The following is a 24,299-nucleotide window of genomic DNA, read 5'->3' on the forward strand; positions in this document are numbered from 1 at the left end:
GCGCGTCGTCAGCGGCGCTCGGGCGCCGGGCCCATGGCGTTGAGGGCCGCGACGACCGTCTGTTCCTCCCACTCGAAGTGGGCCTCCAGCTCGGTGGCCAGGTCTTCGAGCCTGTTCCGGAGCTCGTGAGGATCGCTCACGCCGGGCGTGTAGCCGTCTACGAGCCGCTGGATCTCATCGTGGAGCCGCGCCACCTTCTTGTGCTCCTCGGTGAGCTCGGCCAGGGTCGGCGCGAGTCCCGGGAACCACTTCGCGAGTACGGGGAAGCCGCCGGCGTCCTCTCCGTTGTGGTGCACCTTCAGCGCCTCGCAGAAGCTCAGGCAGTGCGTGCGCAGTTCCCGCGCCAGGTCCGGCGTCGGCCGTCGTACCTCCGCGGACTCCGCGCCGTCGACGACCTCGTCCACCTGCTGGCGGAGCTCGACCAGCTCCTGGCGCAACCAGTCGTGGATCTCGACCAGTTCGTCGCCCAGGCCCTTGACGCGATCGGCTCCCGGTACCGGCTCGATCCGGTGCAGGACGACCACCGGCAGGAGCCGTGTCGTCTTCTCCTGGTAGTCGCCGAAGCCGGGTTCTGCTTCGAGCACCTTGGCGAAGAGCCTGTCGCGCTCCTCGGCGGGCGGGACGGCCGCGATGGCCTCGTACGTCTCGGTGCCCGTCTCGACGGTCACCATCGGGTTCTTGCGGATGTTGTGGAACCAGGCCGGGTGGTGGGGCGCGCCCGCCGCCGAGGCGATGACGGTGGGCTGTCCGTCGATCTCCAGATAGGCCAGGGGGTTGGTCCGGCGTCGGCTGCTCCGTGCGCCGACGGTGGTCAGCAGGACCAGTCTGGCTCCCTCGAACATGCCGCCGACTTTTCCGCGGTTGGCCCGGAACTCGGCGATGACCTGTCGTTGGAAGTTCTGGACATCGTCCATCGTTGGGGCTTGCTGCTCGGTCACTTCGTCCTCTCGGATGCAGTCCCGTGGAACAGGGCGTTGACCCACACGCGTACACACCTCGCGGGCACAGGACAGGTGAGAAGTCACTCCGCACGCCACAAGAGGGTTCGCTTTTCCACGGCACCTCAACGCCGCCGACATCTTGTCGCCGACGGCATGAAGGCTTGCGAGCACCTTATAGGTGAGAAAGGAATTCGCAAAGTTGATTTTCGGTCACATTCTCGCTCGAGTATGACTCGAATAATACTGGTGCACTTCGCGCGCCTCCTATCAAGGGCTTGTTTGTGATGTCAATGTGAGTCACGCAACAGCATCAGCGGTCATGTTTCTGTAAAGTGATCCATTCGTAAAGGAAGTCGCAGGAAAGGGCTCCAGGTATTCGCCCGAGGATGTATATGGCGCATTAGGGTCCACCGAGCCGGATTTACTCATGCCTTACTTCCAGACTTACCCCAACAAAAGTAAGGAGACCAATGGAAGGCCTTCTCTCCATGCGGACAGAGGCCGTGCCGGCCGCTGCGGACGTCGTGGCAGTGGCCGTACTCCACGCCGAAGAGGCGGAACGTCGGTGGCGTCCCGCCACCGAGGTCGTCCGCGCGGTCACCGCAGCCGGCTTCCCCAGCCACTTCGTGCCCGCGAAGCACGGCGGCACCGCCGGCACGTTCACGGCGCTGACCGGAGCGATCGCCGAGGTCGGCGCGGCCTGTCCGGCCACCGCCTGGTGCGCCTCGGTCACGGCCCACCTCGCGCGGATGGCCGCGTTCCTGCCCGCCGAGGGGACCCGGGAGGTCTGGGCCGCGGGCCCGGACATGCTCGTCGTCGGCTCGCTCATCCCCGCCGGCCGCGCCGAACCCGCCCCCGGCGGCTGGCTTCTGACCGGCACCTGGCCCTACGTCAGTGCCGTCGACCACTCGGACTGGGCGCTGGTGTGCGGCATGGTGCCGACCCCGGAGGGGCCCCGGGCCATGGTGTTCGCCGTACCGCGCGCTGCGTACTCGGTACGGGACACCTGGTCGGACATCGGCATGCGCGCGACCGGAAGTCATTCCCTGATCGTCGAGGGCGTCCACGTACCGACGCACCGGACGATGGACCGCGACGACCTCCTGGAGGGGCGCCTCGCCGATGCGTCGGCCCCCTGCCACACGGTTCCGCTGCGCGCGGTGAACGCCCTGTCGTTCGCCACCCCCGCGTGGGGCGCCGCCCAGGGACTCCTGGCTCTGTGGCGGGAGCTCGTCGGACGGAAGCTCGACGGCCCGACCCCCCCGCCGGTGGCGGCCCGCGGATTGTACGAGGTCGTCCTCGCGCGCGCCTCGGGCGAGATCGACGCCGCCGGACTGCTGCTGGAGCGTGCCGCGCGGGTGGCCGATCAGGGCGGCCCGCTCAGCCCGCTGCTCACGGCCCGGAACCTGCGGGACTGCGCGCTGGCGATGGACCACGTCGTCGCCGCCGCCGACCGGCTGTTTCGGTCGGCGGGCACCGGGGCCCACTCGGTCTCCGCCCCGATGCAGCGTTACTGGCGGGATATCCACTCGATGGCCTCGCACGTCGTGCTGCAGTTCGACGCCGCCGCCGGGACCTATGCCAGAGAGATCTGGTAAATCCGGCGGCACCATCCTCGATACCCAGATCCGGCGCCTCGGGGCGCCCCGGTCGAGAATACTTTGTTCGCGTTGAAGACGGGGATTCATGCAACATCCAGCGGAAATCAATGTCCTAGGGTCGATGTCCATTCGTCTGAATGGCAAATCGATCGTGCCGACGGCCGGAAAGCCGAGGCAGCTGCTCGCCCTCCTCTCTCTGCACTGCGGCCGGATTCTGCCCGTCTCCACGCTGATGGAGGAACTCTGGGGCGACGCCATCCCGCGCAGTGCGTCGACCACCCTGCAGACCTACATCCTCCAGCTGCGCAGACTGATCGCCGAGACATTGCCTCACGGGTCACAGCAGTCCGCGAAGGACCTGCTGGCGACCCACTTCAACGGTTACCAGCTGACATTGGCCCCCGCCGCGTTCGACCTCCGGGAGTTCGAGCGGCTCGCGCTCCTCGGTGACGCCGCGCTCGAACTCGACAATCCCCGGGACGCGTCGGTGTACCTGAACGAGGCGCTCGCGCTCTGGCGCGGCCCCGCGCTCATGGACGTGCCGAGCGGCCGGGTGCTGGCCATGGAGGTGATCGGCATGGAGGAGGCCAGGATGCGCGTGCAGGAGCAGCGGATCATGGCCGACTTACACCTCGGCAAGAACAGCGTGCTGATCCCCGAGCTCTGCCGGCTCGTCGCCCAGCACCCGATGCACGAGACGTTCAGTGCCCTCCTGATGATCGCCTTCCAGCGTTCCGGCGCCGGCTGGCGCGCGCTGCAGGCCTTCCAGCAGCTGCGCAGGACCCTGATCCGAGAGCTGGGCGTAGAGCCTTCCGGCCGTCTGCAAAGGCTCCACCAGGCGGTGCTGTCCAACACCTTGGACGTGTCGTTGCAGGACTTCCGTGCGGCCTGAACACCCACACGGACAGTACGACGAGAAGCCGAGATCCCAGGAGACGAGGAGAGTCTTGTGCCTTCCACATCAGAGACGACCGCTGCCGATCCCGAGCTGACGGAGGTGGCGGACGGTGTGCTTGCCTATGTCCAGCCCGGCGGCGGTTGGTGTGTCAACAACGCGGGTGTGCTCGCCTCCGGCAACGCGGTCGCGCTGATCGACACGGCGGCGACCGAGGCCCGGGCCCGCCGACTGCGGGCGCATGTGGTCACGGACGGCCGGGCCGCGCCCTTCGCGCTGATCAACACCCATTCCCACGGCGACCACACCTTCGGCAACTTCGTGTTCCCCGAGGCGACGGTGTTCGCGCACACCGGGACCAGACGGGAGATGGCCGATGTCGGGCTCCATCTCACCCAGCTCTGGCCGGACGTGGTGTGGGGTGACATCGAGCTAACGCTGCCCCAGGTCACGTACGAGGAGTCGATGACGCTGCACGTGGGGGAGCTGACCGCCGAGCTGCTGCATCCCGGCCCTGCCCACTCCATAAATGACAGCGTTGTCTGGGTGCCGGAGCGACGGGTGCTCTTCACCGGGGACATCGTCATGTCCGGTATCACCCCGTTCTTTCCGCTGGGTTCGGTCGCCGGCTCCCTGCGGACCCTGGACCGGCTCCGTGAGTTCGGGGCGACCACCGTCGTCACCGGGCACGGTCCGGTCTGCGGACCGGAGGTGTTCGACGTGACCGAGGACTATCTGCGCTGGGTGCAGGACCTGGCCCGGCAGGGCGTGGCCGCGGGCGTCGCGCCGAAGGACGTGGCGCGCGAGGCCGACCTCGGCCCGTTCGTGGAGCTGGCGGAACCCGCCCGGCTCATCCCCAACCTGCACCGCGCCTACGTCGAGGAACTCGACGCGGCACGCGGCGGTGCGGCGGACGTCAAGGCGATGGTCGACCGCATGGGCGAGATCTTCCAGGAGATGATCGACTACAACGGCGGCCCGCTCGTCTGCCACGCCTGACCGCCGGCCTCCGGCGCGGCTTACGCGCACGGCCCGTCCACGCCGGTGGACGGGCCGTGCGGCGTCGGGTCAGCAGGTACGGCGCCAGTAGACGCTGTACGCGTCGATCTCCACCAGCGGGTCCGCCTCCAGGCCCTCCTTGGCCCGGAACGCGTGCACCGCCTCCTTGCAGGACGGGATCATGTAGTCGTCGATGATGACGTATCCGCCCACCGAGAGCTTCGGGTACAGGTGGGTCAGCGCGTCCATGGTCGACTCGTAGAGGTCGCCGTCGAGCCGCAGCACGGCCAGCCGTTCGACCGGCGCGCCCGGCAGCGAGTCGCGGAACCAGCCGGGCAGGAACTCCACCTGGTCGTCGAGGAGCCCGTACCGGCGGAAGTTCTCGCGCACCGTCTCCTCGGAGACACCGAGCACCTCGTTGAACGCGTGCAGGTTCAGGTCCCGGTCCAGCGGGTGGCTCCCCTCGCCCACCTCGGGAATCCCCTCGAAGGAGTCGGCGACCCAGACCTTGCGGTCCGCGACGCCGTACGCCTTGAGCAGCCCACGGGCGAAGACGCACACCCCGCCGCGCCAGACACCGGTCTCGATGAAGTCGCCGGGGACGCCGTCCGCGATGACCTGCTTGAGGCACATCTCGACGTTGTCCAGCCGGGGCATCCCGACCATGGTGTGCGCGACGCTCGGCCAGTCCACCCCCGCGTTGCGCGCCTCCCGGTCGTGGCCATCCCCGCTGACCAGCGGGTTGGGGATGGCGGGGTCCTCATAGATGACGTTGACGAGAATCCTCTTGAGCAGGGACAGGTACAGGTCAGCGGTGTCGGGCACGGTCGGAGTCTCCACGGATGGCATCCCCTGGGATCGGCGGTCGGGTCGGGTGGTGTGGGTCATGGACGGCGGGCCGGCCGCCGGGCGAGGTCCGCGACGACCCGCTCGACGATCGCGGCCGGACTCGGCTGGGCGGCCATCTCGTCCCGTACCGCCGCGGCGGTACGGGCGAACGCCTCCTCGTCGAGCAGGCGTTCGGCCAGGGCGCGCAGAGAAGGGACGTCCGCTGTCCCGGGGGCGAGGGAGAGGCCGACCTTGCGGTCGACGACCCGCCGGGCGCACAGCGCGTTGTCCGCGCCCTCGGGAACGATGAGTTGCGGTACCCCGTGGTGCAGGGCTGCCGCCGTGGTGCCCGAGCCGCCGTGGTGCACGACCAGCGAGCAGTCCCGGAGGATCCCCGACAGCGGGACGAACCCGGCCGGGTGGACGTTCTCGGGCAGCGGGCCGAGCAGGCTTAGATCCGTCTCGCTGTCGGCGAGCACGACGTCGGCGTCCAGGCCGGACAGCGCCTCGATCAACGGGCCGAGACCGCCACCGCCCGGCAGCAGGGGGGCGATCGTGCCGAGGGTCAGACAGATCCGCGGCCGGGCCGGCCGGAGCATGGCCCAGGAAGGCAGCGTCGCACCGCCGTTGTACGGCACGTACCGCATCGGCAGCCATGGGACGCCGTCCTCGGCGTCCGGCTCCTCGCCGGCGAGGCCGCCCATGCTCGGGGCGCGCGGATCGATCCGAGCGAGCAGCTCGGGTTCGCGGTCGCCGAGCCCCAGTCGTGCGCGCAGGGCGGTCACCACGGGGGAGTCGTCGGGCACGAGTCCGGTGCGCGCGCCGTGGTTCCCGCCATGCCGGAACCCCTCGTCACGCGTCGACCAGGAGACCCGGTTGCCGACCTCAAGTGCCGGTGTGTCCAGCGCCACCGCGGCGAGCCGGCCCGCGACGTGGTCCGAGCAGTGGACGACGAGATCGGGGCGGAACGCACGACCCGCGGCGACCGTGCCCTCGGTCATGGCCAGGACGAAGAGCTCGAACGGCCGCATCGCGTCGACCAGTTCCCAGTACCCCTCCGGGGTGTCTCTGGCCTCCGGTCGCCGGCCGGCCGCACCTGCCACCAGGTCCTCGCCCACGTCCCGCTCCGGGAAGACGTCCGCGACCAGCAGACCCGACTCGGCGGCGACCTTGGTCATGTAGGCGGTGGTGGCGAGCAGGATCTCGTGGCCGGCCGCTCTGGCCGCCCAGGCCAGCGGGACGATCGGCAGCATGAGCCCGTATCCGGGCGCGGCCGTGAAAAGGATGCGCATGTCCGAAACCCTTCGGCGCGTTTGACGGGGAATCTTCTGGAATTCGACAGGGGGCCGGTGGTGGGCCGGGCGGCGCAGAATTGTGCCGGGCCTTCAGACCCCGGCTCCGGTGCTGCGGTAAACGGCCTCGACGAGCCGGGAAGCCCTCTCGTCCATGCGCCCGATCTCTGCGGATCCCGCGTTCTGGACGTACGCGAAGGCCAGGTCCCGCTCCGGGTCGGCGAACGTGAAGTTGCCGTTCGCGCCGCCGAGGCCGAACGCGGTGCCCAGGCCGGCGGACGCCGGGAACAGCGGACCGTCGGGCAACATGACCCCCAGTCCCCAGGTGGTGGGCAGCAGCGTCGTACGACAGGTGCCGCTGGAATGGACCGTGCGAAGCTCGCGGGCGACCTCGCGGCTGGTCAGCCGGAACCCGTCGACCTCGCCGACGAACGAGGCGAGGAACCGGGCGAGCGAACGCGCGCTCGCCAGCCCGTCGTACGACGGGTTCTCCGTGACGGGGTCGGGCGCGAGATCCAGCGCCATGCTGCCGATGGTTGCGCGGTGGCTCAACGAGGCCGGGTCGCCCAGGGCGGTCAGGAAGGCGATCTCGTCTCCCGGGTCGGCCCCGGCCATGACCGCCTCCGCCTTGGACTCCAGCATGGTCGCCAGATGGGCGGCGTCGGGATCCGGCAGCCCGATGTAGCAGTCAAGACCGAGCGGGGCGGCGATCTCGCGGGCGAAGAACGCGCCCACGGTGAGGCTCGTCGTGCGCCGGACCAGCTCGCTCACGAGATGCCCGATGGTGGTGGCGTGGTAGCCGTGGGCGGTGTCCGGCTCCCACTCGGGCCGGGCCGCGGCCAGCGCCTCGGCGACCGGGGTGTGGGCCCGCAACGATGCCTCGGTCAGCGGGGCGTGGTCGAGGCAGACAACCCCGGACCGGTGGCTGAGCACCATGCGCAGGGTGATCCCGGCCTTGCCCTCGGCGGCGAACTCCGGCCAGTGGTCGGCCACCGGCGTGTCCAGGTCCAGTACCCCACGGTCGACGAGCAGCAGGGCCGCCCCCGTGACCAGCGCCTTGGTGGGCGAGGCCAGGATGGCCAGGGTGTCCGGCCGCCACGGGTCCGTACGTGCCTCGTCGGCGAAGCCGCCCCTGAGATCGACCACCGGCCTGCCCCGGTGGTACACGCATACGCCGGCCCCCACCTCGGCGCCCGCGGCGAAATTCGCCAGGAACGCGTCGCCGACCTCGGCGAAGGACGGCTCGACCGTCCCGGCCCACGGGAAATCCTGCACGGGTGCCCAACCTTCCGAGTCCACGACGTCTCTCCCCCCGATCATGTGGGCGCCGCTCGCTGCTCACTCGAATATGGGTAACGGCGCGCTCGCGGGAAAGGGGAACACCGCATGAGGGGGCAGAAAGGGGCGGGATGCTTCTGGCAGTATCGGTCCCCTGTCGGTTTGTCGGCAGTACGTATGCCCGAAAGGGAATAGCGCACACTTTCCGCCGCAGGAGGTGACCGATTGTTCTCCGAGATAGCGGAATTCCATGCCTGGTACCGAGACCGGCGCCTGGCACAGGATTACCGGACGAGCAAGATCCCTATCGATGAGATCGACGGCTGGCTGACCGATCCGGACTCGGGGAACCTTGTCCACCGCACCGGCCGGTTCTTCACCATCGAGGGCCTCGACGTGACCCGCTCGGGGCGCGCCGTGGAAGCCTGGCAGCAGCCCATCCTCGTCCAGCCGGAGCGAGGCGTACTGGGCATCCTCGTCAAGGAGTTCGACGGCGTCCCGCACTGCCTGCTCCAGATCAAGATGGAACCGGGAAACGTCAACGGGCTCCAGATGTCCCCCACCGTGCAGGCCACACGGAGCAACTTCACCGGCGTGCACGGCGGCAAGCCGGTGCCGTACCTGGAGTACTTCACCGCACCCCGGCGCGGCAGGATCCTCTCCGACGTCCTCCAGTCCGAACAGGCCTCGTGGTTCCTCGCCAAACGCAACCGCAACATGATCGTGCAGGTCGTCGAGGACGTCCCCGTCCTCGACGACTTCTGCTGGCTCAGCTTCGAACAGATCGACCAGCTGCTGCGGGAGCCCAACCTCGTCAACATGGACACCCGCACGGTCCTGGCAGGCGCCGCCTCGCAGCGGTTCCGACGGACCGACCTGACCGCCGACACCTTCCGCGGCGCGATGGCCCGCTCCTGGTCCCCTCGGGAACGTTCCCTGCACGCCACCGTCGAACTGCTCAGCTGGTTCACCGAGGCGAAGGGCCGCTGCACGCTTACCCGGCAGCGCATGCCGCTCGCGAAGCTGAGCGGCTGGTCCCGGGTGGACGGCGAACTCGTCCACGACCGCGGCCAGCACTTCGCGGTGGTCGGCGTGGACGTACAGGCCAGCCACCGGGAGGTGACCGGCTGGCAGCAGCCGATGTTCCAGCCCCGCAGCCAGGGCGTCATCGGCTTCCTCACCCGGCGGGTCGAGGGAGTCCTGCACCTGCTGGTGCAGGCCCGGACCGAGACCGGGGCGCTCGACAGCGTCGAGATGGCCCCGACTGTCCAGTGCCAACCGGACAACTACCGCCTGCTCCCGGACGCCCGCCGGCCGCTCTTCCTCGACGAGGTCCTCGGCGCGCCGCCCGAGCGGGTCCGCTTCGACTGCGTCCACTCCGAGGAGGGCGGCCGCTTCTACCACGCCGAGAACCGCTACCTGCTGGTCGAGGTGGCCGACACGTTCCCCATGGAGGTCCCGCAGGACTTCGCCTGGGTGACGCTGCGCCAGCTCACCGAGTTCGTGCGGTACGGCAACCATCTGAACGTGGAGGCCAGGAGCCTGCTGACGTTCTTCGGCTTCTACAAGGAGGACGAGCGTTGACCACCTACGTCTGGGACTACCTCGCCGAGTACGACGCCGAGCGCGGCGACATCCTCGACGCGGTCCAGCAGGTCTTCGGATCCGGCCGGCTGGTGCTCGGCGAGAGCGTGCACGGCTTCGAGGCCGAGTACGCCGCCTATCACGGGCTGCCGCACTGCGTCGGCGTCGACAACGGCACCAACGCCGTCCAACTCGCCCTGGAGGCTCTCGGCATCGGCCGCGGCGACGAGGTGATCACCGTCTCCAACACCGCCGCACCCACGGTCGTCGCCATCGACGCCGCCGGAGCCACCCCCGTCTTCGTCGACGTCCGGGCCGAGGACCACCTCATGGACACCCGCCTCGTCGAGGCCGCGATCACCCCGCGCGCCAAGGCCGTCCTGCCGGTCCATCTCTACGGCCAGTGCGTGGACATGGAGCCGCTGCGGCGGATCGCCGACGCCCACGGACTGAGCGTCGTGGAGGACTGCGCGCAGGCCCACGGCGCGCGCCACCGCGGCCGCCTCGCCGGGACGATGAGCGAGGCCGCCGCCTTCTCCTTCTACCCGACGAAGGTGCTCGGCGCCTACGGGGACGGCGGCGCTGTGGTCACCGCCTCCTCCGACATCGACGGCGCCCTGCGCAGACTGCGCTACTACGGCATGGAGGACGTGTACCACGTCGAGCGGACCCCCGGGCACAACAGCCGCCTCGACGAGGTGCAGGCCGAGATCCTGCGGCGCAAGCTGACCCGGCTGGACACCTACATCGCCCGGCGCCGCGAGATCGCCGACCGCTACGCCGAAGGACTCGCCGACCTCTGCGAGCCGAGCGGCCTGGAACTGCCGGCGGTGGCGGAGGGCAACGACCACGTCTACTACGTGTACGTCGTCCGGCACCCGCGCCGCGGCGAGATCATCAGGCAGCTCGCCGAGCGGCACGACATCTCGCTGAACATCAGCTATCCCTGGCCGGTGCACACCATGCGCGGCTTCGCGCACCTGGGCGTGCCACCGGGCTCCCTCCCGGTGACCGAGCGGCTCGCGCGGCGGATCTTCTCCCTCCCGATGTACCCGTCCCTGTCGGAGGGGCTCCAGGAGAAGGTGATCGCCGCGCTCCGCGACGTCCTGCGCTCCCTGTGACCCCCCGAGTGAAAGGCCATCCCATGCCCACCGTCGCGGACACTGTGATCTACGCGCGAGCGGACATCTACCACGACTTCTACCAGGGCCGAGGCAAGGACTACCGCGGCGAGGCCGCCCGCGTGGTCGACCTTGTCAGGGCCCGCAGGCCGGACTCCGCATCCGTGCTCGACGTCGCCTGCGGCACCGGCGCTCACCTGCGCGAACTGGCCGGCTCCTTCGACGAGGCGGTCGGCGTGGACCTCTCCGAGGAGATGCTCGCCGTCGCGGCGCGCCACGCCCCCGGCCTGTCCTTCCACCAGGGCGACATGCGCGATTTCCGGCTCGGCCGCCGCTTCGCCGCGGTCACCTGCATGTTCAGCTCGGTCGGCTATCTCGCCACCGTCGAGGACCTCCGCCGTGCGGTACGCAACCTCGCCGACCACCTGGAGCCCGGAGGCGTGCTGATCGTGGAACCCTGGTGGTTCCCCGACGACTTCCTTTCCGGCTGGGTGGCCGGCGACGTCGTCACCGTGAGTGGACGGACCATCTCCCGCGTCTCCCACTCGGTGCGCGACGGATCGACCAGCAGGATGGAGGTGCACTACACCGTGGCGGCCACCGGGATGGGCGTCGAGCACTTCACGGATGCCCATGTGATGACGCTGTTCGACCGCGAGACCTACGAGGCTGCCTTCCACGGGGCGGGTCTGCGGACCGAGTTCCTGAGGCCCGAGCCGCACACGACCGGCCTCTTCGTCGCCACGCAGCGGGGCGGCACGCCGTGAAGGTGCGCGAGCTGGGCATCGCGGGCGCCTACGCGTTCACACCCGAGGTCTTCCATGACGAACGGGGGTCGTTCTGCTCACCGCTCCAGGAGATCCCCCTCGGGGACGCGGTCGGCCGGGCGCCGTTCCCGGTCGCCCAGGCCAGCACCAGCCGGTCACGGCGCGGTGTGGTGCGCGGGGTGCACTTCACCGCCCTGCCCCGTTCGATGGCCAAGTACGTCCAGTGCGTCGCCGGCCGGGCGCTCGACCTTGTGGTCGACGTCCGGGTCGGTTCGCCGACGTTCGGACGCTCCGAGGCGGTGGAACTGTCCCCGTCCGAGCCCACGGCGCTGTACCTGCCCGTGGGGGTGGGCCACCTGTTCGTCGCGCTGGAGGAGGACACGGTGATGGTGTACCTGCTGTCGACGAGCTACCGGGCAGACAGGGAACGCGCGCTGCACCCGCTCGACCCCGACCTCGGCCTGGCACTCCCCGCGGGACTCGACCCGCTGATGTCCGCACGCGACCGCGAGGCGCCCTCGCTCGCCGCCGCGCTGGCCGCGGGGCTGCTGCCGGAGTACACCGCCTGCCGAGCTGAGGAGGCCCGCCATGACCGGAGCTGACCGACCGCTCGTCGTCGTGCTCGGCGCGTCCGGGTTCGTCGGCTCCGCCGTCACCAAGGTCCTGTCCGAACTGCCGGTGCGGGTCCGGGCCGTGGCCCGCCGCCCGATGACCATGCCCGAAGGGGTCGAGGCCCACCAGGCCGATCTCACCCGGCCGGGCATGCTCGCCGAGGCGGTGGCGGACGCCGACGCGGTCCTTCCGTTCGCTGCCCGGATCCGCGGCGCCGCCGGCTGGCGCGTCGCCGAGGACGACGACCTCGCCGAGCGGACGCACGTCGGCCTGATCCGCGACCTCGTCGCCGCGCTGTCCCCCCACCGCGGCGTCCCGCCCGTCGTGGTCTTCCCCGGCAGCAACACCCAGGTCGGAAAAGTCGCCGGGGATCGCGTCGACGGCACGGAGGAAGACCACCCGGAGGGGGTGTACGACCGGCAGAAGCTCACCGCGGAGCGGCTGTTGAAGGACGCCAACCGGCAGGGCAGGCTGCGGGCGACGAGCCTGCGGCTGCCACCCGTGTTCGGCGCCCCGGCCGCCCCCACCACCGACGACCGAGGCGTGGTCTCCACCATGATCCGCCGCGCGCTCGCCGGTGAGCCCCTCACCATGTGGCATGACGGAACCGTCCGCCGCGACCTGCTGTATGTCGAGGACGCGGCGCGGGCCTTCGTCGCCGCGCTGGACCACGTCGACCGGCTCGCCGGCCGGCACTACCCGGTGGGCTCGGGACAGGCCGCGCCCCTGGTCGATGTGTTCGGCGACATCGCCGAGGCCGTCGCACGGGCCACCGGGGCGCCACCGGTACCCGTCGTCTCCGTTCCGCCGCCCCCGCAGGCCGATGGGACGGACTTCCGCAGCGTGCGGGTCGACCCGTTCGCGTTCGTCGCGGCGACCGGGTGGCGGCCCCTGGTGCCGTGGGGCGAGGCGCTGGCGCGGACGGTGGCCGCGCTGGCCACCGTGCGGTGAGCCGATGCCCGCGCTGAGGATGGCTGTGATGGGCTGCGCGGACATCGCGGTGCGCAGGGTGATGCCCGCGATGGCCGGCTCCGCCCGGGTGGAGCTGGTGGCCCTGGCCAGCCGGGACGCGGACAAGGCCACGGCCGCCGCCCGCCCGTACGGCTGCCGCGCGGTCCACGGCTACCAGGGGCTGCTCGACGATCCCGGTGTCGAGGCGGTGTACGTGCCGCTGCCCTGCGCGCTGCACGCGGACTGGGTGGAGGCCGCCCTGAGGGCCGGGAAGCACGTCCTGGCGGAGAAGCCACTGACCCCCGCCCCGGAACGGGCGGCGGAGTTGTTCGCGCTGGCACGCCGGCACGGTCTTGCCCTCATGGAGAACATCATGTTCCTCCACCACCCCTTGCACGTGGCCGTGCGTGACCTGCTGGAACAGGGGACCATCGGTGAACCCCGGTCGTTCCGGGCCGAGTTCACTGTCCCCCGCCGGGCGCCGGACGACATCCGCTACCAGTCGGCCCTCGGCGGTGGCGCCCTGTTCGACACCGGGGTGTACCCGGCGAGAGCCGCACTGCTCCTGGTGAGTCCGGAGTTGACGCCGGTGGCGGCCGCACTGGTGCGCGGCCCCGGATTCGCCGTCGACACCGCGGGAGCGGCGATCCTGCGCTCGCCGGCAGGCGTTCTCGTCCAGCTTGCCTTCGGGCTCGACCACGCCTACCGCTCTGCGTACGAGCTGACTGGCACCCGGGGACGGATCGTCGTCGATCGCGCCTTCACCCCGCCCGCGGACCACGCGCCCGTCCTGCGCCTCGAAACCAGGATCGGAGTGGAGGAACGGCGGCTGGCGCCGTACGACCAGGTGGCGGCGACGCTGGTGGCCTTCGCCGACGCGGCCGCGGCCGGGCGGTCGCCGGACGCCCACGACAGTGTGCGGATGGCCGGGCTGCTCCACGACATCCGGGAGCGCGCGGGGAGCACGCCCTGATCGGGCGTGCTCCCCGGCCCCGCGTCATCCCTCGTCGGTCGCCCGCAGGCCGTCCCCACCCCAGTCCACCCGTGTCATCTCCTCGTGGCTCATCAGCGTCCGGGGGATCCACGAGGGGCTGGGGCCCTCTGCGTTCACCCCCTTGTCGAAGACCGCCATGCTGCGGTAGAAGTGCGCGCCCGTGAGGGTGCGGGTCACCTCGTCCGGTGCGACGCCGCCTTCCTCTTGGTCCTCGTACGTGAGTCCGTCCACGAGCCGCTTCAGGTAGCCCAAGCTGGTGGCTGGATCGTCGCGGCGGCGCGAGCTGCCGCCGTACCCGGCCCAGTACGAGGTCTGGAGGTCCTCCACCACGTAAAGACCGCCGGGCCGCACCAGGGGGAAGAGCGTACGGAAGGTGGTGATGACGTCGGGGCAGTAGTGGCTGCCGTCGTCGATCACGATGTCGATGGGTCCGATCCGCTCGCCGAGGGACGTCAGGAACTCCGGGTCGGAAAGGTCGCCCTGGATGGTGTGGATGCGCGGTTCGCGCAGCGCGGACTTGTCGAAGACGTCCACGCCGTGGACGAGCGCCCGGGGGAAGTAGCGCTTCCACATCCGGAGCGAGGCACCGCCCGCTGCCGGATCGCCGTACCCGCCGATGCCGAGTTCGACGATGGTCAGCGGACGGTCCCGCAGCGGGGCGAAGTGCCGTTCGTAGTGGGGGGTGTAGTAGTGGAGGCCCCACTTGTCCGAGCCGTTGCGCAGGGACAGGTCGGCCAGGTCCGCGGGTTGCTCGGTGGTGCCGCGCACGAGGCGCCGCACCACGTCGAAGACGTGCATGGAGGAGCTGAGCGCCTCGACGTCCTCCAGGTCGTTCCAGACGATGCTCAGGTTCTGGCAGCCGGCGGAGCGCCACCCGCCGAAGACGGCGCGCACCAGTTCCAGGAGGTCGACCTTGACGGTTGCGTGCGCGGCCTTCGGCGCACCGGGGTGGTGACCGGTGGTCTTGCCGGCCACCACGTGATGCGCCACGACATCGCCCTCGAAGGCGAGGTCGAACCGTACGGTGACCGGAGTGCGTTCCGCCCCCGGCACCTCGTCGAGGTCCGCCCGGTCGACGAGTTCGCCGACGACCAGGCCGGCCGCCCGTACCACGCCCAGCTCGTGGAGGATGGGACCGGCGTCACCCTCCGCGGCGAGGATGAGCCGACGCAGATCGTGTAGTTCCCGATTGGCAGTCATACCGGCCGATGCTGGTGGCCCGCGCTATAACCCGCCTTGAGCCGTCGCGTACGACGGCTCGCCCGCTCAGGGGCGCCGGGCCAGCACGATGTGCACACTGCCGCCGCTGTAGACCTCCTGCTGCGACCGGCTCACCCGGAAGCCCTTCTCCTCCAGCAGGTTCACCACCTCGGTCAGCCGCCCGTGGACGTCGTGCACCTCGACCGCGATGTTCCGGACCTTCGGCCAGTCGTCCTCTCCGATGCCCCGCAGTACGGCGAGCTCGGACCGCTCGACGTCGATCTTGAGCAGGTCCACCGAGGCGAGGCCGTGCTCCGCGATCAGCTCGGACACCGTCGTCACGGGTACCTGGTACGTCTCCACCCGGCTGCGGAAGCCGTCCCAGTAGGCATCCCGCTCCTCCTGCGGCAGACCGAGGTTGGTGAGCACGGCGTCGATGTTGCGCCGGTCGTCCTTCTCGTCGACCTCCAGGGTCGCCATGGTCTCGTCGGCCGGGTAGAAGGTGAACTCGGCCGTGCCCGGGACGTCCGCGACCGCCTTGTTGACCGCGATGCCGTCCGGCAGGTGATCGGCGAAGTTGCGCGCCAGACAGGCGAAGGTGGGGGCTGCGGGCTCACAGGCGACGACCCGCACTCCGGGCACCTGGTCGGCGACGAACAGCGAGCTCAGACCGACGTGGGCACCGATGTCGACCAGCGTGTCGCCCGCCCGCAGGTTCTGCAGCTCGTTGAGGTAGATGCTGGTGGAGACCTCGTACCAGACGATCTTCGTGGTCTCCTCGCTAAGGCAGTGCAGCACGCGCCCGTCCGGCAGGATGTACGTCTCGGGGGCATGCTGTCCGGAGCCCGGGACCGTGTCCGTCATCGTGCGTCACCTTTCGTCGAGGACCGCTTCCGCCCGCCGACTGTGCCCCCCCGCGCTATCGAGCGACTCGATCACGCCTCGCGGCCCTCCTCGCCGACGCCTCCACAGAGCGTCGAGCGGTCTTCGAGCCCACGCGCACATCCTCGGGTGCGGATGCCCCGGTGGAGTACTCGGCGCTGACAGCACGTCAAGGTTGTGGAGGACACGACACATGCATCTGGCTTTCCTTACCCCGAACGCCTACGGACACGTCCTGCCCCCGTTGCCGCTGGTGCGGGAACTGGTCCGGCGAGGGCACCGCGTCAGCTTCGCGGTCGGGCCGGGCCTCGCGCACCTCGTCAAGGAGACCGGCGCCGACCCGATCGTGCTGCCCACGGACCTCCAGGACCCCCCGATGACCGAGCACTTCACCACCGAGAACCTGACGCAGGTGCTCCGGATCGGGCTCGACGAGCGCCGCGCGTCCATGCCGGTCCTGATGGAGTACTTCCGGGGCGACGAGCCCGACCTCGTCTGCACCGACCAGCTCGACTACAACGGGCGGCTGCTCGCCGAGACGCTGTCGGTGCCGTACGCCTACCTCATCCCCACGATGGCGACGAGCGACGAGTCGTCCCTGTACGACCTCCTGATGTCGGAGCCCCTCGACCCCACCTATCCGCCGCTAGTCCGGGCCCAGCGGGAGTCCATGGACTTCTTCGCCTCCTACGGCGTGTACGAGGAGCTGAACGCCGCCGAACCGGCCCCGCTGAACCTGGCCTTCGTCCCGGCGGAGTTCCAGACCGGCGCCGACGGGTTCGACGAGACCTTCCACTTCATCGGCCCCGGCATCGGCGATCGTGCCCATGAGGGCGCGTACCGGTCGAAGGACCCCGACGCCCCCCTGCTGTACATCGCGCTCGGTACGATCTGGAACGACCGGCCGGAGTTCTTCGGCCACTGCATGGACGCGTTCTCGGGCACCGACTGGCACGTCGCGATGGCTGTCGGCGGCAAGGTCGACCTCGGGAGGCGGCCCGTACCGCCGAACTTCGACATCCACCGCCACCTGGCCCAGCTCGCCGTCCTGCGGCAGGCCGAGGTCTTCCTCACCCACAACGGCATGGGCTCCACGATGGGAGCTGTGTACTGCGGGGTCCCGATGGTCTCCGCCGCACAGGTGCCGGAGCAGCTGGCCAACGCCCGGCGCGTCGAGGAACTCGGTCTGGGCAGGATCCTCACCGACATGTCGGCGGACGGCATCCTCGCCGCCGTCACCTCGGTCGCCGGCGATGCAAGGATCCGCCGGGCAGTGGACGACCTGTCCCGTCGGGTGAACGAGGGTCCCGACGGCGCGGCGCGCGGCGCCGACCTCCTGGAAGCGTACGTGCGATGAGGATTCTGTTCGTCACTGGCGGAAGCCCCGCGACGGTCTTCGCCGTCGCGCCGCTCGCCGTGCAGGCCCGGCTGTCCGGCTACGACGTCCTGGTCGCCACCACCGAGGAGATGTCACCGTTCGTCACCTCCGTGGGCCTGCCCGCGGTGCCCGTCACCGACGGCACCATGCTCCGGTTCATGTTCCATGACCGCGACGGGCAGCCGCTCACATTGCCGGCGGACCCCGCGGAGCGGCTCTTCTTCAACGGCCGCGGCTTCGGCAGGCTCGCCACCGCGAGCCTGCCCGGCCTGCGCGCACTCGCCGCCGACTGGCCGCCCGACCTGGTCGTCGGCGGCTCCCTCTGCTACGCGGCTCCGCTGCTCGCCGCGGAACTCGGCATCCCGTCGGTCCGGCACACCTGGGACCTGGGAGAGCCGCCCGGCATCGACCGGGGTGCCGACGCCGAACTCGCCCCCGAACTGGCGCTCCTGGGCCTGGACGGCATCCCGTCGACCGACCTGTGGGTCGACATCTGCCCGCCCAGCCTGCGCGACCCCGCGCCGGGGCCGCGTCAGGACATGAGGTTCGTCCCCTACAACGAACAACGGGCACTGGAGCCGTGGACGTACCGCCGGGGGCCGCGACCACGGGTCTGTGTGACCGCCGGCAGCCGGGTCTCCCAGGACGACGAGGTCGCCTACCTACGGGAACTCGTCGACAGCATCGCCGGCCTGGACGTGGAGGTGGCCGTCGCCGCCCCGCACGCCGTCGCCGAGCGTCTGCGCGCCGACGCGCCCGGCGTCAGGGCCGGCTGGCTGCCGCTGGACACCCTGCTCACCACCTGTGACCTCATCGTGCACCACGGTGGAGGGCAGACCGCGCTCAGCGCCCTGAACGCGGGCGTTCCCCAGCTGCTCATCCCGAACATCCCCAAGATGTTCCCGCCCTGCGACCGCATCGCCGCGCACGGCTCGGCGATCACCCTGACGCTGGGCGAGCAGCACCGTGACCGGCTCCGCGAGGCCGCGGAGGAGCTGCTGTACACCCCCTCCTACCGCGACCGGTCCCGATCGGTGCGGGCGGAGATCGCCGCCCAGCCCTCCCCGGCCGAGGTCGTCGGTGCGCTCCAGGGCCTGGTGGACACGCACGCCGTAGCCGGGCGGAACGGCGGGGTGCGGCCGTGAAGGCACTCGTGCTCGCCGGGGGCGCCGGCACCCGACTGCGGCCGATCACCCACACATCGGCGAAGCAACTGGTGCCGGTGGCGAACAAACCGGTGCTCTTCTACGGCCTTGAGGCGATCGCCGACGCCGGGATCACCGAGGTCGGCATCATCGTGGGGGACACGGCCCAGGAGATCCACGAGGCCGTCGGCGACGGCGCCAAGCTCGGGCTGGACGTCACGTACATCCCGCAGCGAGCCCCGCTCGGCCTGGCTCACGCGGTGCTCATCGCCCGCGAGTTCCTCGGCGACGACGACTTCGTGATGTACCTCGGGGACAACTTCATCGTCGGTGGCATCAGCGAACTGGTCGAGGAGTTCCGCACCGAACGGCCGGACGCCCGCATCCTCCTCACCCATGTCCCGAACCCGGGCGCCTTCGGCGTCGCCGAACTCGACGCGGACGGCCGGGTGATCGGTCTGGAGGAGAAGCCGGCCCGGCCCAAGAGCGATCTGGCCCTGGTCGGTGTGTACCTGTTCACGGCCGCCGTCCACGAGGCGGTCCGCGCCATCGAGCCCTCCTGGCGCGACGAACTGGAGATCACCCACGCCATCCAGTGGCTGATCGACACCGGTCGTGACGTCCAGGCCACCACCATCTCCGGGTACTGGAAGGACACCGGCAACGTCACCGACATGCTGGAGGTGAACCGCTCCGTCCTGGAACGCGTCGACCCGCTCGTCGAGGGCTCCGTGGACGAGGCCAGCGAGGTCATCGGACGGGTGCGCGTCGACGCCGGGGCGCGGGTGACCCGCAGCCGCATCGTGGGCCCGGCGATCATCGGCCCGGGGGCCGTGATCACCGACTCCTACGTCGGCCCCTTTACCTCCGTCTCGGAGAACTGCCTCATCGAGGACTGCGAGATCGAGTACTCGATCGTCCTTCAGTCCGCCTCCGTGAAGGGCGTGCGCCGAGTCGAGGCGTCACTGATCGGCCGCCACGTCGAGGTCACCCCCGCGCCCCGTAACCCCGCCGCCCACCGCCTCGTGCTGGGCGACCACAGCAAGGTGCAGATATCCTCATGACCCCTCCCACGAACATCCTGGTGACCGGCGGTGCCGGCTTCATCGGCTCCCACTACGTCCGTACGCTGCTCGGCCCGCCGATGCTCCCGGAGAGCCGGGACGACGTACGGATAACCGTGCTGGACAAGCTGACCTACGCGGGCAACCCGGCCAACCTCGACTCCGTGCGCGACAGCGGCCGCTTCGCGTTCGTCCACGGCGACATCTGCGACACCGGACTCGTCGACGAACTCGTCGCCGCCCACGACCAGGTGGTCCACTTCGCCGCCGAGTCGCATGTCGACCGTTCCATCGTGGGAGGGGGCGAGTTCGTCAGGACCAACGTCGTCGGAACCCAGACCCTCCTTGACGCGGCCCTGTGCCATGGGATCGAGACCTTCGTGCATGTCTCCACCGACGAGGTCTATGGCTCCGCCGACGCAGGCTCCTGGACGGAGAGGGAACCGCTCAGGCCGAGCTCACCGTACTCGGCGACCAAGGCGTCCAGCGACCTCATCGCCCTCGCCCACCACCGCACCCACGGCCTGGACGTGAGAGTGACCCGCTGCTCCAACAACTACGGGCACCACCAGTTCCCCGAGAAGCTCATCCCGCTGTTCATCACGAACCTGATGTCGGGCCGGAAGGTCCCGCTGTACGGCGACGGGCGCAACGTCCGGGACTGGCTGCACATCGACGACCACGTCCAGGGCATCGAACTGGTGCGCACCCAGGGCTGTCCGGGCGAGGTCTACAACATCGGTGGCGGCACCGAACTGTCCAACAGGGAACTCACCGAGCGGCTCCTCGACGAGTGCGGTGCGGGCCCGGACAGCGTGGAACACGTCGCCGACCGCAAGGGGCACGACCACCGCTACTCGGTGGACTGCACCAAGATCCGCGCCCAGCTCGGCTACGCACCCCGCAGGGACTTCGCCGAGGCGCTCGCCGAAACCGTCCGCTGGTACCACGACAACCGCGCCTGGTGGGAATCCTTCCGCGTCTGATCCCCCGCCCTGCTTCCCCTGCTTCCCGGAAGGCTTCCCAAGAGGTGGTCATCACCCAGTCCGTCCCACCCGCCGCCGGGAGCGGGGGTGGGCAGACGACCGTCGTCGTCATCGGAGCGAACGGCCTGCTCGGCCAGGACATGGTGCGCGTGCTGCGCGCGGCGGGACACCGGGTCCTCGCCCCGCCCCGGCCCGTCCTCGACATCACCCGGCGTCGGTCGGTTCACGACGCCCTCCGCACCCATCGGCCGGATGCCGTCGTCAACTGCGCCGCCTACACGGCGGTCGACCGGGCGGAGACGGACGAGGAGCACGCGTACCTGTTGAACGCGGAAGGCCCCGCCCTGCTGGCCGAGCAGTGTGCCGACGCCGGCAGCAGGCTGATCCACATCTCCACCGACTACGTCTTCGACGGCGCCACCGAGACGCCCTACCCGGAGAGTGCGGAGACCGGCCCGGTCAACGCCTACGGACGCGGCAAACTCGCCGGAGAGCGAGCGGTGCTCGACGTGCTTCCCGACAGTGGCTGCGTCCTGCGCTGCAGCTGGCTCTACGGCGCGGGCGGCCCGAATTTCGTCCGCACCATGATCCGGCTCGCCCGCGGGAAGGACCCGGTCGACGTGGTGGACGACCAGTACGGACAGCCGACGTGGACGTCGGACGTCGCAGACGGGGTCGAGGGCCTGCTGTCCCGGCCGTCCGTGTCCGGGATCCTGCATGCCAGCAACGCGGGCGAGACCACCTGGTACGGGCTGGCCCGCGAGGTGTTCCTCCTGCTGGGTGAGGACGCCGACCGGGTACGTCCGATCCGGACCTCGGACCTGGCCCGCCCAGCCTCCCGCCCCGGGCGGTCCACCCTCGCGCACCATCGGTGGTCGGCGGCTGGCCTGCCCGGCAGACGCCACTGGAGGGAGGCGCTGCACACCGCCTGGCCCGTTCTGAATGGCTCGGGAGATTGACGATGCAGAGACTCACCATAGCCGGAGCCTGGCTCCATGTTCCGGTGGTGCACGCGGATGAGCGAGGCAGTTTCCATGAGGCCTTCCGCGCGGAGGAGTTCGCGCGATCGGTGGGCCACACGCTCGAACTCGCTCAGGTCAACGTCTCCGTCTCGCGGCGGGGCACGGTACGGGGCATCCACTTCGCCGACGTGCCTCCGGGGCAGGCCAAGTACGTGACGTGTGTGCGCGGGGCGGTGCTCGACGTAGCCGTGGACCTCCGGGTCGGCTCCCCCGGATTCGGCACCTGGGAGGCCGTCGAGCTGACTCAGGACAACAGGCGCTCCCTCTATCTGTCCGAAGGACTGGGGCACGGCTTCATGGCACTCACCGACGACGCGACGGTGATGTACGTCTGCTCCCAGGGCTACGCGCCGCGCCGCGAGCACTCCGTCAATCCTCTGGACCCGGCCCTCGCCATCGGCTGGCCGACCGGCCCCTACCCGCTGCTCTCCCCGAGGGACGCGTCGGCGCCGACCCTCGCGGAGGCCCTGGAGTCCGGCATTCTCCCCAGGTACGAGGACTGCGCGTCGCTGTCCCTGGGGGCGTAGGCGCCCGATCGGTCTCCCGGAGGGGTGGGTCACGCCCGCGACGAGGCCGACGGGCCGGTTGCGGCTCCCCCTTTTTCAGGCGGACGTGAGAGCAGTCCACGCACGCGGGACCAGTCGAGTGCGCCAGCCGCGTTCAGCTTCGCGAGCAGGATCCGGTGCAGTTGCTTGAAGAGTCCCGCCTGTTGCCATCGGTCCAGGCGCCGCCAGCAGGTCTGTCCAGAGCCGAATCTCAGCTCTGGGGACAGGAGTTGCTACGCGATGTCTTGGCGCAGGACGTACAGAATGCCTTGCAGGCACAGCCGGTCCGGGATGGGCTTGAGCCCCGGAGACCGCTTCGGCCAGGGTGGCAGCAACGGTTCGATCAAAGCCCACAAGTCGTCGTCCACGATCCACGGCGAGTCGTCACACCCCCCGAACGATCACATCGTCACAGCGGTCCGCCCGGCCAGGGCACTTCAACGAGATCCTGTTACGAGCTCTTGACGAGCTCGTGCACGGTAGGCGGTGAGACGTCGAGTCCTGGATTGTTGATCATGGTCGGGTGGCAGGGAACGTGTCTCGTGCAGTGATCATCAGCAACCGCCGGATCACGGGCTTGTCGGCCGAGTGATCGCTGAACTTGGCGCTGAGCTGGGTCCGTTGTGGCATGAGCGTCACCGGACCATGCTGACCTCTCGACCGCGGAAGCGGGCCGTAGGCGCCGGTGCTAAGCACCAGTTGGTGTTCGTCGACCGGCTCCTGGCCACTCTCGTCCATCTCCGTCACGGTGTCACTCATGATGTGCTGGCCTGCTGGTTCGGCGTGGACCGCTCCACCATCACCCGGGCCATCGGGGAGGTGCGGCCTCTGCTTGCCGAGCGGGGATGCACTGTCAGCCCTGACGTGCGACTGCGGACCCTGGCTGAGGTAGTCGACAACCTCGGCGCCGGTGGGAGGACCGGGATCATCGATGGCACGGAGATTCGGGTTCGGCGGCCCACCACCGGACGCAGGGACCGGGGCGCGGTCCTCGGTCCGCTGGAGCAGCAGATCGAGCATCTTGTAGTTCGTGATGAGCAGGTCGGGCGGCGACTGCCGCATCTCCTCGCGCCGCGTCATCACCCGGCGGAAGTCGGTGTCCGGCCGGTCGCCGATGTAGAGCCCCGCGGTCACCTGGGCCAGGTCCGGCTGTGCGAGGTACTTCCCGATGCGGCCGGCCTGATCGGTGGCGAGCGCGTTCATCGGATAGAGGAGCACGGCCTTGACCCCGCGCCGGCCGAGTGCCTTCTCACGTCGGCAGTGGTCGAGGACGGGGACGAGGAACGACTCGGTCTTCCCGGAACCCGTCCCCGTCGTGACCAGCGTCGGCAGGGCGGGCCCGTGGAGTGTGCTCAGCCGCTCGTACGCCTTCGCCTGATGCCGGTACGGGGTGAATCCCGGGTTCCACTCCAGGTGCTTCTCCCAGCCGTCAACGGCCTTGTGGAAGGGGGTCCTGATCCGTAGATAGGGGCCACGGAACATCCCGGTCTCGGGATGTTCGAGGAACCGCTCCAGCGCCCGACGGGTGTCCTCGTCGGTGAGCGCGTACGTCGTCGTGAGGTACTGCGTGAGACCGCCGCGCAGTTGCGCGGCGGCCAGCGTGGGCCTCACGGCGGTCTCCTTCGCTTCGTGCCAGGGCGGTGAGCTGCGTCAACGGTATATGCCGCCTCGGACAGGCGGTTCCGCAGTCCGGTTGACTAAGACCGGGACATGGCCGAATAGGAACCGATCCGAGTCTCGAACCCTTCCATTCCCGCCGTGGAGGCCACGGCTTTCGCGTAAAGGGAGGTCCGGGACCTCCGCAAGATCTACCATTCGCGAGCCGATGAGGGGGAGTTTTGGGCTGGCGCGAGGAGATCACCACGGCGATCGACGAATGGATCGCCGTGGAAGGGGGAGCAGGTCAGCGCCCGCGGTGGCGAAGGATCGGCCGCGCGGCCCGGGCCGGTGAACCGGGCCGCTATGCAGTGGATCTGCGCGGCACCGAACTCAACCCCGACCAGCTCGAAAGCCTGCGCCTCGCCGGGCCCGAGGAATCAGGTGTGGAAGCCGGCTTCGCCGTCACCGAAACCATGCAGAGCGGTTCGTCGCTGACCGTCGCAGTCGCCGAGTTCGCGGACCCGGTCGACCCCTTCCTCTAGGTTCTGCAACAGCCCCCCACCTTTCTGCTGGAAACCCTGAGGGACGGCATCGCCAGGTTGGGGGACACTCCGC

Annotated in this window: 23 protein-coding genes and 2 pseudogenes; 17 read left to right on the top strand and 8 right to left on the bottom strand. The window is 70.0% G+C overall.

Translation table 11 applies throughout. From position 1 onward, the window contains the following. Window positions 1–8: 8 nt before the first annotated feature. Entirely contained in the window at window positions 9–914 is a 906-nt protein-coding gene (locus tag B9S64_RS26760) for a nitroreductase/quinone reductase family protein (protein WP_103493684.1), read from the bottom strand. Between the two features lie 497 nt (window positions 915–1,411). On the opposite strand from B9S64_RS26760, the gene B9S64_RS26765 reads away from it, so the two are divergent. The 3 genes from B9S64_RS26765 to B9S64_RS26775 all read left to right on the top strand — a co-directional run bounded on the left by B9S64_RS26765 (window position 1,412) and on the right by B9S64_RS26775 (window position 4,436). Then, window positions 1,412–2,539 (top strand): acyl-CoA dehydrogenase family protein, encoded by a 1,128-nt coding sequence (locus B9S64_RS26765; protein WP_219818815.1) that lies wholly within the window; start codon window positions 1,412–1,414, stop codon window positions 2,537–2,539. A 124-nt stretch (window positions 2,540–2,663) separates the two neighbouring features. After that, window positions 2,664–3,434, top strand: a complete 771-nt coding sequence (locus B9S64_RS26770) for an AfsR/SARP family transcriptional regulator (protein WP_258038059.1) — start codon at window positions 2,664–2,666, stop codon at window positions 3,432–3,434. 57 nt (window positions 3,435–3,491) lie between these two features. Further along, window positions 3,492–4,436, top strand: a complete 945-nt coding sequence (locus B9S64_RS26775) for an MBL fold metallo-hydrolase (RefSeq protein WP_181012456.1) — start codon at window positions 3,492–3,494, stop codon at window positions 4,434–4,436. Window positions 4,437–4,505: 69 nt separating this feature from the next. Here B9S64_RS26775 and B9S64_RS26780 read toward each other — a convergent pair whose 3' ends face one another. The 3 genes from B9S64_RS26780 to B9S64_RS26790 all read right to left on the bottom strand — a co-directional run bounded on the left by B9S64_RS26780 (window position 4,506) and on the right by B9S64_RS26790 (window position 7,831). Further along, the gene (locus B9S64_RS26780) at window positions 4,506–5,261 is read right to left on the bottom strand and encodes a TylF/MycF family methyltransferase (protein ID WP_258038060.1); all 756 of its coding nucleotides are present in this window, start codon (window positions 5,259–5,261) and stop codon (window positions 4,506–4,508) included. Window positions 5,262–5,320: 59 nt separating this feature from the next. Continuing rightward, the gene (locus B9S64_RS26785; RefSeq protein ID WP_181012457.1) at window positions 5,321–6,556 is read right to left on the bottom strand and encodes a nucleotide disphospho-sugar-binding domain-containing protein; all 1,236 of its coding nucleotides are present in this window, start codon (window positions 6,554–6,556) and stop codon (window positions 5,321–5,323) included. Window positions 6,557–6,649: 93 nt separating this feature from the next. Next, on the bottom strand, window positions 6,650–7,831 hold the full coding sequence (locus B9S64_RS26790) for a serine hydrolase domain-containing protein (RefSeq protein ID WP_258038061.1): 1,182 nt from the start codon (window positions 7,829–7,831) through the stop codon (window positions 6,650–6,652). A gap of 228 nt (window positions 7,832–8,059) precedes the next feature. Between B9S64_RS26790 and B9S64_RS26795 the strand changes: the two genes are divergently transcribed. Genes B9S64_RS26795 through B9S64_RS26820 form a run of 6 tightly spaced genes read left to right on the top strand, consistent with a single transcriptional unit; the run spans window position 8,060 to window position 13,842 of the window. Further along, window positions 8,060–9,418 (top strand): NDP-hexose 2,3-dehydratase family protein, encoded by a 1,359-nt coding sequence (locus B9S64_RS26795; protein WP_103493688.1) that lies wholly within the window; start codon window positions 8,060–8,062, stop codon window positions 9,416–9,418. Beyond that, window positions 9,415–10,539 (top strand): DegT/DnrJ/EryC1/StrS aminotransferase family protein, encoded by a 1,125-nt coding sequence (locus B9S64_RS26800; RefSeq protein WP_103493689.1) that lies wholly within the window; start codon window positions 9,415–9,417, stop codon window positions 10,537–10,539. The genes B9S64_RS26795 and B9S64_RS26800 overlap by 4 nt, the downstream gene beginning before the upstream one ends. 23 nt (window positions 10,540–10,562) lie before the next feature. Continuing rightward, complete coding sequence (locus B9S64_RS26805) at window positions 10,563–11,306, top strand: trans-aconitate 2-methyltransferase (protein ID WP_103493690.1); 744 nt, start codon at window positions 10,563–10,565, stop codon at window positions 11,304–11,306. Next, complete coding sequence (locus tag B9S64_RS26810) at window positions 11,303–11,908, top strand: dTDP-4-dehydrorhamnose 3,5-epimerase family protein (RefSeq protein WP_103493691.1); 606 nt, start codon at window positions 11,303–11,305, stop codon at window positions 11,906–11,908. The genes B9S64_RS26805 and B9S64_RS26810 overlap by 4 nt, the downstream gene beginning before the upstream one ends. Further along, window positions 11,895–12,869, top strand: a complete 975-nt coding sequence (locus B9S64_RS26815) for an NAD(P)-dependent oxidoreductase (protein WP_103493692.1) — start codon at window positions 11,895–11,897, stop codon at window positions 12,867–12,869. Before B9S64_RS26810 ends, B9S64_RS26815 begins: the two co-directional genes overlap by 14 nt. 4 nt (window positions 12,870–12,873) lie before the next feature. Then, window positions 12,874–13,842, top strand: a complete 969-nt coding sequence (locus tag B9S64_RS26820) for a Gfo/Idh/MocA family protein (RefSeq protein ID WP_103493693.1) — start codon at window positions 12,874–12,876, stop codon at window positions 13,840–13,842. A 24-nt stretch (window positions 13,843–13,866) separates the two neighbouring features. On the opposite strand, the gene B9S64_RS26825 is transcribed toward B9S64_RS26820, so the two are convergent. After that, the gene (locus tag B9S64_RS26825) at window positions 13,867–15,063 is read right to left on the bottom strand and encodes a class I SAM-dependent methyltransferase (protein WP_103493694.1); all 1,197 of its coding nucleotides are present in this window, start codon (window positions 15,061–15,063) and stop codon (window positions 13,867–13,869) included. Window positions 15,064–15,129: 66 nt separating this feature from the next. Further along, complete coding sequence (locus B9S64_RS26830; RefSeq protein WP_103493695.1) at window positions 15,130–15,927, bottom strand: FkbM family methyltransferase; 798 nt, start codon at window positions 15,925–15,927, stop codon at window positions 15,130–15,132. Window positions 15,928–16,138: 211 nt separating this feature from the next. Between B9S64_RS26830 and B9S64_RS26835 the strand changes: the two genes are divergently transcribed. The 6 genes from B9S64_RS26835 to rfbC are packed head-to-tail and all read left to right on the top strand — an operon-like array spanning window position 16,139 to window position 22,067. Next, entirely contained in the window at window positions 16,139–17,302 is a 1,164-nt protein-coding gene (locus tag B9S64_RS26835; RefSeq protein WP_181012458.1) for a macrolide family glycosyltransferase, read from the top strand. Continuing rightward, window positions 17,299–18,468 carry a nucleotide disphospho-sugar-binding domain-containing protein gene (locus tag B9S64_RS26840; RefSeq protein WP_103493696.1) on the top strand — a complete coding sequence of 390 codons (1,170 nt, stop codon included), beginning with the start codon at window positions 17,299–17,301 and terminating at the stop codon, window positions 18,466–18,468. Before B9S64_RS26835 ends, B9S64_RS26840 begins: the two co-directional genes overlap by 4 nt. Beyond that, window positions 18,465–19,532, top strand: coding sequence for a glucose-1-phosphate thymidylyltransferase (locus B9S64_RS26845; RefSeq protein WP_103493697.1), 1,068 nt, complete (start codon window positions 18,465–18,467; stop codon window positions 19,530–19,532). The genes B9S64_RS26840 and B9S64_RS26845 overlap by 4 nt, the downstream gene beginning before the upstream one ends. Next, window positions 19,529–20,518, top strand: coding sequence for a dTDP-glucose 4,6-dehydratase (gene rfbB / locus B9S64_RS26850; RefSeq protein ID WP_103493698.1), 990 nt, complete (start codon window positions 19,529–19,531; stop codon window positions 20,516–20,518). Before B9S64_RS26845 ends, rfbB begins: the two co-directional genes overlap by 4 nt. Before the next feature lie 44 nt (window positions 20,519–20,562). Then, the gene (gene rfbD, locus B9S64_RS26855; RefSeq protein WP_308460778.1) at window positions 20,563–21,477 is read left to right on the top strand and encodes a dTDP-4-dehydrorhamnose reductase; all 915 of its coding nucleotides are present in this window, start codon (window positions 20,563–20,565) and stop codon (window positions 21,475–21,477) included. 2 nt (window positions 21,478–21,479) lie between these two features. Beyond that, window positions 21,480–22,067, top strand: coding sequence for a dTDP-4-dehydrorhamnose 3,5-epimerase (rfbC, locus tag B9S64_RS26860; RefSeq protein ID WP_103493699.1), 588 nt, complete (start codon window positions 21,480–21,482; stop codon window positions 22,065–22,067). Between the two features lie 251 nt (window positions 22,068–22,318). On the opposite strand, the gene B9S64_RS35570 is transcribed toward rfbC, so the two are convergent. After that, window positions 22,319–22,453, bottom strand: coding sequence for a transposase (locus tag B9S64_RS35570; RefSeq protein WP_181012459.1), 135 nt, complete (start codon window positions 22,451–22,453; stop codon window positions 22,319–22,321). Window positions 22,454–22,730: 277 nt separating this feature from the next. Here B9S64_RS35570 and B9S64_RS35215 point away from each other — a divergent pair. After that, window positions 22,731–22,874 (top strand): annotated as a pseudogene (locus B9S64_RS35215) (transposase family protein); the annotation flags it as partial. A gap of 195 nt (window positions 22,875–23,069) precedes the next feature. Here B9S64_RS35215 and B9S64_RS26880 read toward each other — a convergent pair. Further along, a pseudogene (locus B9S64_RS26880) lies at window positions 23,070–23,696 on the bottom strand (DEAD/DEAH box helicase); the annotation flags it as partial. A 227-nt stretch (window positions 23,697–23,923) separates the two neighbouring features. Here B9S64_RS26880 and B9S64_RS35220 point away from each other — a divergent pair. Further along, window positions 23,924–24,226, top strand: coding sequence for a hypothetical protein (locus B9S64_RS35220; protein ID WP_258038062.1), 303 nt, complete (start codon window positions 23,924–23,926; stop codon window positions 24,224–24,226). Window positions 24,227–24,299: the final 73 nt, after the last annotated feature.

It is taken from the genome of Streptomyces sp. SM18, from assembly GCF_002910775.2.
GTDB classification, from domain to species: Bacteria; Actinomycetota; Actinomycetes; order Streptomycetales; family Streptomycetaceae; genus Streptomyces; species Streptomyces halstedii.

What these genes read in the sequence shown, in the direction of transcription:
- B9S64_RS26830 (WP_103493695.1), bottom strand. Translation starts at nt 15,927, where the DNA reads ATGACGGACACGGTCCCGGGCTCCGGACAGCATGCCCCCGAGACGTAC.
- B9S64_RS26840 (WP_103493696.1), top strand. Translation starts at nt 17,299, where the DNA reads ATGAGGATTCTGTTCGTCACTGGCGGAAGCCCCGCGACGGTCTTCGCC.
- B9S64_RS26805 (WP_103493690.1), top strand. Translation starts at nt 10,563, where the DNA reads ATGCCCACCGTCGCGGACACTGTGATCTACGCGCGAGCGGACATCTAC.
- B9S64_RS26765 (WP_219818815.1), top strand. Translation starts at nt 1,412, where the DNA reads ATGGAAGGCCTTCTCTCCATGCGGACAGAGGCCGTGCCGGCCGCTGCG.
- rfbC (WP_103493699.1), top strand. Translation starts at nt 21,480, where the DNA reads ATGCAGAGACTCACCATAGCCGGAGCCTGGCTCCATGTTCCGGTGGTG.
- B9S64_RS26760 (WP_103493684.1), bottom strand. Translation starts at nt 914, where the DNA reads ATGGACGATGTCCAGAACTTCCAACGACAGGTCATCGCCGAGTTCCGG.
- B9S64_RS26770 (WP_258038059.1), top strand. Translation starts at nt 2,664, where the DNA reads ATGTCCATTCGTCTGAATGGCAAATCGATCGTGCCGACGGCCGGAAAG.
- B9S64_RS26785 (WP_181012457.1), bottom strand. Translation starts at nt 6,556, where the DNA reads ATGCGCATCCTTTTCACGGCCGCGCCCGGATACGGGCTCATGCTGCCG.
- B9S64_RS26835 (WP_181012458.1), top strand. Translation starts at nt 16,139, where the DNA reads ATGCATCTGGCTTTCCTTACCCCGAACGCCTACGGACACGTCCTGCCC.
- B9S64_RS26825 (WP_103493694.1), bottom strand. Translation starts at nt 15,063, where the DNA reads ATGACTGCCAATCGGGAACTACACGATCTGCGTCGGCTCATCCTCGCC.
- B9S64_RS26815 (WP_103493692.1), top strand. Translation starts at nt 11,895, where the DNA reads ATGACCGGAGCTGACCGACCGCTCGTCGTCGTGCTCGGCGCGTCCGGG.
- B9S64_RS26820 (WP_103493693.1), top strand. Translation starts at nt 12,874, where the DNA reads ATGCCCGCGCTGAGGATGGCTGTGATGGGCTGCGCGGACATCGCGGTG.
- rfbB (WP_103493698.1), top strand. Translation starts at nt 19,529, where the DNA reads ATGACCCCTCCCACGAACATCCTGGTGACCGGCGGTGCCGGCTTCATC.